At 63.6% G+C, this 1,726-nt stretch carries 2 protein-coding genes and 1 pseudogene; 1 reads left to right on the top strand and 2 read right to left on the bottom strand.

Features of this window, described 5'->3' with window-relative positions; translation table 11 throughout:
• Positions 1–348: 348 nt before the first annotated feature.
• Positions 349–849 carry a hypothetical protein gene (locus CJ177_RS46475; RefSeq protein ID WP_061042388.1) on the bottom strand — a complete coding sequence of 167 codons (501 nt, stop codon included), beginning with the start codon at positions 847–849 and terminating at the stop codon, positions 349–351.
• A gap of 229 nt (positions 850–1,078) precedes the next feature.
• On the opposite strand from CJ177_RS46475, the gene CJ177_RS46470 reads away from it, so the two are divergent.
• Positions 1,079–1,396 (top strand): hypothetical protein, encoded by a 318-nt coding sequence (locus CJ177_RS46470; protein ID WP_143548833.1) that lies wholly within the window; start codon positions 1,079–1,081, stop codon positions 1,394–1,396.
• Between the two features lie 39 nt (positions 1,397–1,435).
• On the opposite strand, the pseudogene CJ177_RS46465 reads toward CJ177_RS46470, so the two are convergent.
• Positions 1,436–1,657: pseudogene (locus tag CJ177_RS46465) on the bottom strand (transposase); the annotation flags it as partial.
• Positions 1,658–1,726 lie beyond the last annotated feature (69 nt).

Genomic DNA, 1,726 nt, shown 5'->3' with positions numbered 1-1,726 from the left:
CAAACTGTACTGGCAGAGAAACGGGAACGAGCAAGATTCACTGACAAAAAGGACGATCGACTGTCACAGGACAACAGCTGAGCGCCGCTCGGACGAGATCCGGGCGGCGCTCATGTAGGGTCTCGCTGCCAGTGGCATTTTGAGACGCCGCGAACTGCGGACTTGTTGCTTGTCTCACGGCATGGCCACAGCAATCTGTCTCAAGACCCTGGCATTTCCTCAGCCACTACGAAGCGAGACGGGCCGCGCCGATGCCCCTGCCGCGACGGCGATCAGGACGCCCTGACACCCACACCGGGAGTGGTTGGCGACCCCGTAAGCGGATCCATCAACGGTCGCCAGATTCCACTAAGGCAGAGGAATGATCGCGCCGGCAAGCTCTGACGGGTCCGGGAGCACCAGGTGCGTGGTCACAGGTTCGAGTCCGACCTCGGGCCACTCAGCGACCAGCGGCAGGTTTCGGGTTTGCGGTAACCCGGTCACTTCGTACAGGTACTCGCGCTGGTAAAGGTCCTGGCTGTCGTACCAACCGCGATTGTCACTTCGAGGCACTGGCTGGAGGATCGAATCTTCGAGTGCACGAAGTCGCATCGGGCGACCATGCACCTGGCCGGGGCGGCGCTTACCCGTCTCAGGATCGATGACAGCTGGCGCCGTGTATTGGCGTCTCATCGCCTCGGCGTGGATGCCGCTGCCGACGACGGTCACCGCGACCTCGAGGCCGGCCGAGTAAGCCATGATCGAGCGCAATCCGACCGTGACACCCTCGACACGGGCGAGCAGTACTGGACCATGCGCGATCGCACCGATTTCCTTGTCATTCGACGGGTCGATCATGAACCAGGCCATGTCCGGATCCTGACACACCTCATTGCGTGGCGACCGAAAGTCCGCACATGTCAACGAAGCACCCCAGCGGGGAATGCCTGTCGGCACCGGATGAGGATCGATGATCGGACCGATCAGGGATCCCTATCGACCAGCGGGCGGTACTCGCAGAGCTGGAGCACCGTGTTGATCCGCGCTTACGGGCGGTATGTGGCGCTGATTGGCGGCCGCTCGGATGCAGCGGCCCGCGATGTTCGTCGACGGTAGCGTGCACAACATGGACCGTCGCCGCCTGTTCACCGCAGTGGTCGCGCTGACGGCACTAATGAGCGGATGCAGTCTGATCCGTGGACCAGCCCCTGATCGCGATCCTGCCGAGATCGTGGACGCTGCGGTCTGTCGAATGCCGCAAGGCAGCGAACTGCTGGGCGTCACTCCACCGACCGAATTGATGGGGGCGCCGGCACCGCGCTCAGGAACGGTGCCGTCGGATTTCGAGCCGGTCGCGGCCATTACCTGCGACGAATGGCTCGCGAATTCGATCGCCGCTGATGGTCAAGTCCCGTGAGGTGGTGTACGAAGTGTCGCGTGACTCCTCGTGGGGTGGTTATGCGGTCAGAGCCGCCGGCGTCACCTCCTCGGTAGGTTCGGGTGTTGCGTGGGTGCCGCGGGAGCGGGCGAGCACGTCGAGGCCGAGATAGCGGCGGGCTTCGATCCACTCGTCGTGCTGCTCGGCGAGGACGGCTCCGACGAGCCGGATGAGGGCGGTGCGATCGGGGAAGATCCCGACGACATCGGTTCTGCGGCGGATCTCCTTGTTCAGTCTCTCCTTTAACCGGCCTTCGCGTGTGGGTCAATCGCAGACTGGCCGATCTGGAGTCAGCGGTCGAGCCGGTGG

This window comes from Rhodococcus sp. ACPA1 (genome assembly GCF_002300195.1).
Taxonomy (GTDB): Bacteria; Actinomycetota; Actinomycetes; order Mycobacteriales; family Mycobacteriaceae; genus Rhodococcus_F; species Rhodococcus_F opacus.
This window is presented reverse-complemented; position numbering and strand designations above follow the sequence as displayed.

Excerpts from the sequence above, each read along its gene's own strand:
- CJ177_RS46475 (WP_061042388.1), bottom strand. The coding sequence starts at position 849 with ATGGCCTGGTTCATGATCGACCCGTCGAATGACAAGGAAATCGGTGCG.
- CJ177_RS46470 (WP_143548833.1), top strand. The coding sequence starts at position 1,079 with ATGTTCGTCGACGGTAGCGTGCACAACATGGACCGTCGCCGCCTGTTC.